6 protein-coding genes are annotated in these 6,167 nt (G+C 45.1%); 2 read left to right on the top strand and 4 right to left on the bottom strand.

From position 1 onward, the window contains the following. Nucleotides 1–122: 122 nt before the first annotated feature. The 4 genes from artM to artP all read right to left on the bottom strand — a co-directional run bounded on the left by artM (nucleotide 123) and on the right by artP (nucleotide 3,058). Complete coding sequence (gene artM / locus AB6D58_RS24105) at nucleotides 123–791, bottom strand: arginine ABC transporter permease ArtM (RefSeq protein WP_136982388.1); 669 nt, start codon at nucleotides 789–791, stop codon at nucleotides 123–125. Further along, nucleotides 788–1,474 carry an arginine ABC transporter permease ArtQ gene (gene artQ, locus AB6D58_RS24100; protein ID WP_017061822.1) on the bottom strand — a complete coding sequence of 229 codons (687 nt, stop codon included), beginning with the start codon at nucleotides 1,472–1,474 and terminating at the stop codon, nucleotides 788–790. The genes artM and artQ overlap by 4 nt, the downstream gene beginning before the upstream one ends. A gap of 3 nt (nucleotides 1,475–1,477) precedes the next feature. Further along, nucleotides 1,478–2,209 (bottom strand): lysine/arginine/ornithine ABC transporter substrate-binding protein, encoded by a 732-nt coding sequence (locus tag AB6D58_RS24095; RefSeq protein WP_017070691.1) that lies wholly within the window; start codon nucleotides 2,207–2,209, stop codon nucleotides 1,478–1,480. A gap of 120 nt (nucleotides 2,210–2,329) precedes the next feature. Next, a complete protein-coding gene (artP, locus tag AB6D58_RS24090) occupies nucleotides 2,330–3,058 on the bottom strand; it encodes an arginine ABC transporter ATP-binding protein ArtP (protein ID WP_032545343.1) in 729 nt (242 codons plus the stop codon). A gap of 570 nt (nucleotides 3,059–3,628) precedes the next feature. On the opposite strand from artP, the gene AB6D58_RS24085 reads away from it, so the two are divergent. Together AB6D58_RS24085 and AB6D58_RS24080 are read left to right on the top strand one after the other, a co-directional pair. Continuing rightward, the gene (locus tag AB6D58_RS24085; RefSeq protein ID WP_017061820.1) at nucleotides 3,629–5,464 is read left to right on the top strand and encodes an ABC transporter ATP-binding protein/permease; all 1,836 of its coding nucleotides are present in this window, start codon (nucleotides 3,629–3,631) and stop codon (nucleotides 5,462–5,464) included. Between the two features lie 149 nt (nucleotides 5,465–5,613). Next, nucleotides 5,614–6,078, top strand: a complete 465-nt coding sequence (locus AB6D58_RS24080; protein ID WP_017061819.1) for a thioesterase family protein — start codon at nucleotides 5,614–5,616, stop codon at nucleotides 6,076–6,078. Nucleotides 6,079–6,167 lie beyond the last annotated feature (89 nt).

The raw sequence follows: 6,167 nt of genomic DNA, 5'->3' as shown, positions 1-6,167 counted from the left end.
TTGAAAAACAATATGTCGCTTAATGCGGTGTCCAGTCTAACTGGAGCAGATCAAAAAGCCTGCCATCTATGCGAACATAAATGGCAGGCTTTATACGTTAATTAAATTTGTTTGTGGCTAGCTTACGCGGCTTCGAATGCGAGGGCTTTCTTCTCTACTTGGCGGAAAACCAGCGTTAGTATGCCGTTTACTGCTAAGTAGAATGCGCCAGCAATGCCGAACACCGTTAGTGTGTCGTAGGTTTGGCCGTTGATACGCTGAGCGTAGCCCATCAAGTCCATGATGGTGATGGTGCTTGCCAGTGACGTACCTTTGAAAACTAGAATCACTTCGTTCGAGTAAGCTGGAACGGCGCGGCGTAGTGCATATGGCAGTAACACTTTAAGCGTTGCTACTTTGTCCATACCTAGTGCACGACACGCTTCCCACTGCCCTGCTGGAATGGCGTTGAATGCGCCTCTGAACAGTAGCGTGCTGTATGCGGCAGTGTTCAAAGCTAATGCTAACATTGCGCAGAACCAAGGTTGGCTTAACCAAGTCCACATGAAGCTTTCACGAATCCAATCGAACTGACCCGGGCCGTAATACACCAAGAAGATTTGAACCAACAATGGTGTGCCAGTGAACAGCGTGATGATGCCACGTGTTAACCAGTGAATCGCAGGTATTCTTAGGATTAGCGTTACCGTCATCAGCAGTGACAAGATACAACCAACAAGCAATGAAGTGCCTGTGAGTTGAAGACTGGTCACTAAGCCTTCAAGCATTTGAGAGAGGTATTGTTGATTCATGCCATTGCCCCTTTGTTACCCAAACCTTGAATAGAGAACTTACCATCAATCACTTTTACCAATCTTTGTGTGATTAAAGTGATGACCAAGTAGATTGCTGCTGCTGTCGCGTACCAAGTAAATGCTTCGTGCGTTGCCGCTGATGTTAGTTGTGCTTGTTTCAACAAATCTGTTACGCCAATCAGCGAAACTAATGCAGTGTCTTTCAATAACACTAACCATTGGTTGGTTAACCCTGGTAGTGCGTGCCTTACCGCTTGAGGCAATACGATACGAAAGAATGCACGAGACTGAGAAATACCAAGCGCGCTTGCTGCTTCTCTCTGCCCTTTGCTTACTGCTTTTAATGCACCACGTAAGGTTTGCGAAGCGTAAGAAGCAAAGATAAGTGACAGTGCAACAACACCAGATAAGAACGGGCTCACTTCTATGAAGTCGCCAGTGATCATGAACAGAACTTGTGTCGAACCAAAGTAGATAAACAGTACGACCAGAATTTCTGGTAAACCACGAACAATCGTCACAAATGCAGTCGTTGGCCATTTGATTGCAATACGACGAGACATCTCACCACTTGCAAACAAAACTGCTAGAACCAATCCAACCAATAGGCTTACGAATGCAAGCTGAACTGTCATCCAGCTTGCTTCGACGAGCCCTAAAGAGTAACCCGTTAATTCCATAAATTACTTACCGAAGTACTTGTTGAAGATCTTGTCGTATTCGCCGTTAGCTTTCACTGCTGCAAGTGCAACGTTAAGCTGGTCTACAAGTTCTTGATTGCTCTTGTTTACTGCGATACCAAAGCCGTTACCGAAGTACTCTTGGTTTGTTACTTGGTCGCCAACGTACGTTAGGTTGTCTTCTTTCTTGAACCATTCTGCTACAACGGCTGTGTCACCGAATACAGAATCGATACGACCGTTTTTCATGTCGATGAATGCATCTTGGTAGCTTGAGTAAGGTACCGCTGTTACGCCAGTCATTTGCTCAAGTAGGAAGCTCTGGTGAGTAGAACCGTTTTGAACACCAACACGCTTACCTTCTAGTGCTGCTTGATCTGCTACTTTGCCTTCGAAAGAGATGAATGCAGCAGAGTTGTCGTAGTATGCGTTAGAGAAGTTCACTTGTTTAAGACGCGCTTCTGTGATGTCCATTGCCGAGATAGCCGCATCGTAACGTTTGAATTTAAGTGCAGGGATCAAGCTATCGAATGCTTGGTTGTGGAAAGTACACGTTGCTTTCAGCTCTTCACAAAGTGCGTTTGCTAAGTCTACGTCAAAACCCTGAATTTGGTTGTTCTCATCCATGTATTCGAATGGTGCGTACGTTGCTTCCATCGCGAATTTGATTTCTTCTTTAGCCGCTGCGTTAAAAGAAGCAAGGCCGATAAGTGAAGCTAGTAGAATCTTTTTCATTTTGTTACTCCGAATACTGTGTAATAGCGGCCTGTGGCCATTCTTATAATTTGATTGTTTTAATTGATGTTGTGTTTAGCTAGATCTAGTGAGTCAACTTTCTTTTAATAAGTGACTTACTTAATGAGTCAGATACTCGGCAAACTCAGGTGTCTGCGGATTAACGAATGAATCGCTGGTGCCGTGTTCAACGATGTACCCTTTCTCTAGGTACAGAACGTGGCTAGCAATCTTCTTCGCGAAATCGACTTCATGCGTCACGACCACTTGGGTAATGCCCGTTCCGCTCAATTCTTTAATAATGCTCACGACTTGGTTGGTGATCTCAGGATCAAGCGCCGCTGTTGGTTCATCAAACAACAACACATCCGGTTTCATCATCAGCGCACGTGCAATCGCAACACGCTGTTGTTGACCGCCAGACAGTTGAAGTGGCCAAGCGTCTGCTTTGTCGGCAAGTTGAAGTGTCTTTAGGACTTCTTGCGCTTGCTTAATCGCTTCTTGCTTATCCAAACCCGCCACTTTGGTTGGTGCTTCAATCAAGTTTTCCATCACCGTCATGTGTGGCCATAAGTTGTATTGCTGGAACACCATGCCGACTTTACGACGAAGTTTAAGCCCCTGCTTCTCTTGGATTTGGCTTGAAAAATCGAATTGCTCATTCGCAATGTCTAATTCGCCGTTGTCCGCGATTTCAAGCAGGTTCAATACACGCAGTAATGAACTCTTGCCCGCGCCGCTTGGGCCAAGCAATACCAAGGTTTCGCCACTCTCACAGTCGAAACTGATGTCGTGAAGAACTTGGGTATCACCGTATGATTTGTTGATGCTCTTTACTTGAATACTCATGCCACAATACTGCATTAATTGTCATTTGTTGGTTATTCTATTCAATCCGAGGTTTTATGCAAGAAAAATGTATAAAAAACTACTTTGTTGAATTTTTGTAACAAACATTCCACAAAAAACAGTCGCTATAACTGGTCTTACAACCAAAACTTACAAGTCATTGATAAAGCTAATATCGAGATAAATAGCAAACGTTTTTCTATCAATTTATAAATCATCGCACGGTTGCTTGTTTATGTGTGCACTCTCCTATCAACGCTAATTTACTTGCATAAAAATTAGGGTTAAATAGCTTGGTTTCCTATCCAACTGACTGGATCAGAATGCTTAGTTTTCCTTTAAGGTTGTTTCGAATTATTCACTTAGTGATGAGGAAATATTGGAAATTGAGTTTCCTAGGGAGCGTCACAGCGCAATAAATGCTTTAATGGGTTCGATTCTCAACAACAATTACTGCCCAGCGAACAACGCGCAGTACAGGCAATAAGTCATAAAGCAATTAGCCATAAGCAACAAGCAACAAGCAACAAGCTACCTATTTTTAAAGCGACAACACATTAAGGCAGTCATATGCAAAACGATGTCTCTTCTACGCTCGACTCGAACCAGCGACAGACTCAGCGATCGACTCAACAAGCGCCAGAACCCAAACCTGAGAAAAAAAGCCTCAGTATTTTGTTTGAGCTGAGTAAATTCATTCAGCCTTATAAAGGTCGTGTTATTGCTGCGTTGATCGCGTTGATCTTCACAGCGAGCTTAACCCTTTCAGTCGGACACGGTATTCGTCTTCTTATCGACCAAGGCTTCAGCCAACAATCGTTGTCAGACTTAGGCAGCGCGATTCAATTCATCATGGTGGTGGTCGTGCTGATCTCGATTGGCACCTTCTTCCGCTTCTATTTGGTCTCTTCTGTTGGTGAGCGAGTAAGTGCGGATATACGCCTGTCGGTTTTCAATCACGTGGTGACGCTGCACCCGAGTTACTTTGAAACCAATGGCAGTGGCGACATCATGTCGCGAATCACCACGGATACTACTCTGCTTCAAAGCATCATAGGTTCATCGTTCTCTATGGCGATGCGCAGCGCGTTGATGTGTATTGGTGCAATCATCATGCTGTTTGCAACCAATATTAAGCTGACGTTGATTGTATTGGCCTCGGTGCCGTTTATCTTGATTCCGATTCTTGTGTACGGGCGTCGTGTGAGAGCCCTATCTCGCCAAAGCCAAGATTCGATGTCTGATGTGGGTTCTTATGCAGGTGAAGCGATTGAGCACATTAAAACGGTGCAAAGCTACAGCCGAGAAGAGCAAGAGAAAGCGTCATTCGCGGTTGAAGTTGAAAAGGCATATGAGATTGGTCGCCAGCGTGTAAAACAGCGCGCGATTCTTATTTCTGGCGTTATCGTGATTGTATTTAGTGCTATTGCAGGCATGCTTTGGGTAGGCGGCAGTGATGTTATCAACGGCACTATGTCGGCTGGTGACTTAGCGGCGTTTGTGTTCTACGCAATTATGGTTGCTTCATCGTTAGGTACGATTTCTGAAGTGATGGGTGAACTGCAACGCGCGGCAGGTGCGACCGAGCGATTAATCGAGATCCTACAAGTTGAAAGCCATATTGTTGCGCCAGTTGCGAATCCAACTTCGCTTGCTAACGTAACGCCAGAAGTTGCATTTGATGATGTGACCTTCTGTTATCCATCAAGACCGGACCAACCCGCAACAAGCAACCTCACGCTTACTGCCCATGAAGGCAAAGTGTTGGCACTGGTTGGCCCGTCTGGCGCAGGTAAAACTACTCTGTTCGAACTGCTGCAACGTTTCTACGACCCACAAGTGGGTAAGGTCACCTTAGGCGGTGTTGAACTGAATCAGTTTGATCCTAACGAGCTAAGAAAGCAGATGGCATTGGTACCGCAACAACCTGCTCTGTTCAGTAACGATGTGTTCCATAACATTCGCTACGGCAACCCGCAGGCAACAGACGAGCAAGTGATCGAAGCGGCGAAGAAAGCGCACGCACACGAGTTCATTCAAAACCTACCTGATGGCTACAACAGCTTTCTTGGTGAACGTGGTGTAAGGCTTTCTGGTGGGCAGAGACAACGTATTGCCATCGCACGAGCCATCTTGAAAGATCCAAATATTCTATTGTTGGATGAAGCAACCAGCGCACTAGACAGTGAAAGTGAGCATCACGTACAACAAGCGTTAGAAGAGTTAATGCGTGGCAGAACGACGATCATTATCGCCCATCGATTATCAACAATTAAACACGCCGACCAAATTGCGGTGCTCGATAAAGGACAACTAGTAGACATCGGCGACCACCAGTCTCTCATCAATAGCTGCGAATTGTACCAACGCTTGGTTGAGCTGCAATTCAAACACCTTAGTGCCTAACTATTGAGTGGATGTGCAACTAAGTCACTGACATTGTGTGGTTTCAAGCTTAAAAAACTTAAATCACGCGTGTTGCAGTTTTGTTAATTTAGCGGTAGGGTTTTTATTCCAATAACAACTTATCCCTACATAACAATAAGAGAGTTCGCATGGAAGCACTATTATCTGACTACCCGGTAGTAACAGAAATCCCTGTCGCTTGGGGAGAAATGGACGCACTCAATCACGTTAACAACGCTGTATATTTTCGCTATTTCGAAACCGCTCGCTTAGATTTTTTCAAGCACGTCGAGCTGATGGAAGAGATGGCGATTACCAAAGTTGGTCCTGTTCTTGGTGACACTTACTGTAAGTATTTCCGCCCAGTCACGTATCCAGATACCTTGATGGTCGGCTCACGTGTTACCGATATTCAAGATGACCGATTCACCATGGAATACGCGATTGTCAGTAAGGCTCAACAGAAACTGACGACCGTTGGCACTGCGACTATCGTGATGTTTGATTTTGCTTCGAACCAGAAAGCCCTGCTCTCGCTGCGCTTAACCAATGAAATCGAAAAGATGAACACGTTGAAAAGCCCATGCTTCAAACAAGAAGCCGTGACAGAATAACGTATTCGTTGGTTGAGAAATATTCAGAAAGTTTCAGAATCGAGTAGGAGGAGGCCTCGCAGCCTCCGTCCTCTCACACCACCGTACAA

Origin of the sequence: Vibrio sp. 10N.239.312.D08, assembly GCF_041466145.1 — a bacterium.
GTDB classification, from domain to species: domain Bacteria; phylum Pseudomonadota; class Gammaproteobacteria; order Enterobacterales; family Vibrionaceae; genus Vibrio; species Vibrio crassostreae_C.
Note: the sequence above shows the minus strand (reverse complement) of the source record. Positions and strands in the feature narration are given on the sequence as shown.

What these genes read in the sequence shown, in the direction of transcription:
- artM (WP_136982388.1), bottom strand. Translation starts at nt 791, where the DNA reads ATGAATCAACAATACCTCTCTCAAATGCTTGAAGGCTTAGTGACCAGT.
- artQ (WP_017061822.1), bottom strand. Translation starts at nt 1,474, where the DNA reads ATGGAATTAACGGGTTACTCTTTAGGGCTCGTCGAAGCAAGCTGGATG.
- AB6D58_RS24095 (WP_017070691.1), bottom strand. Translation starts at nt 2,209, where the DNA reads ATGAAAAAGATTCTACTAGCTTCACTTATCGGCCTTGCTTCTTTTAAC.
- artP (WP_032545343.1), bottom strand. Translation starts at nt 3,058, where the DNA reads ATGAGTATTCAAGTAAAGAGCATCAACAAATCATACGGTGATACCCAA.
- AB6D58_RS24085 (WP_017061820.1), top strand. Translation starts at nt 3,629, where the DNA reads ATGCAAAACGATGTCTCTTCTACGCTCGACTCGAACCAGCGACAGACT.
- AB6D58_RS24080 (WP_017061819.1), top strand. Translation starts at nt 5,614, where the DNA reads ATGGAAGCACTATTATCTGACTACCCGGTAGTAACAGAAATCCCTGTC.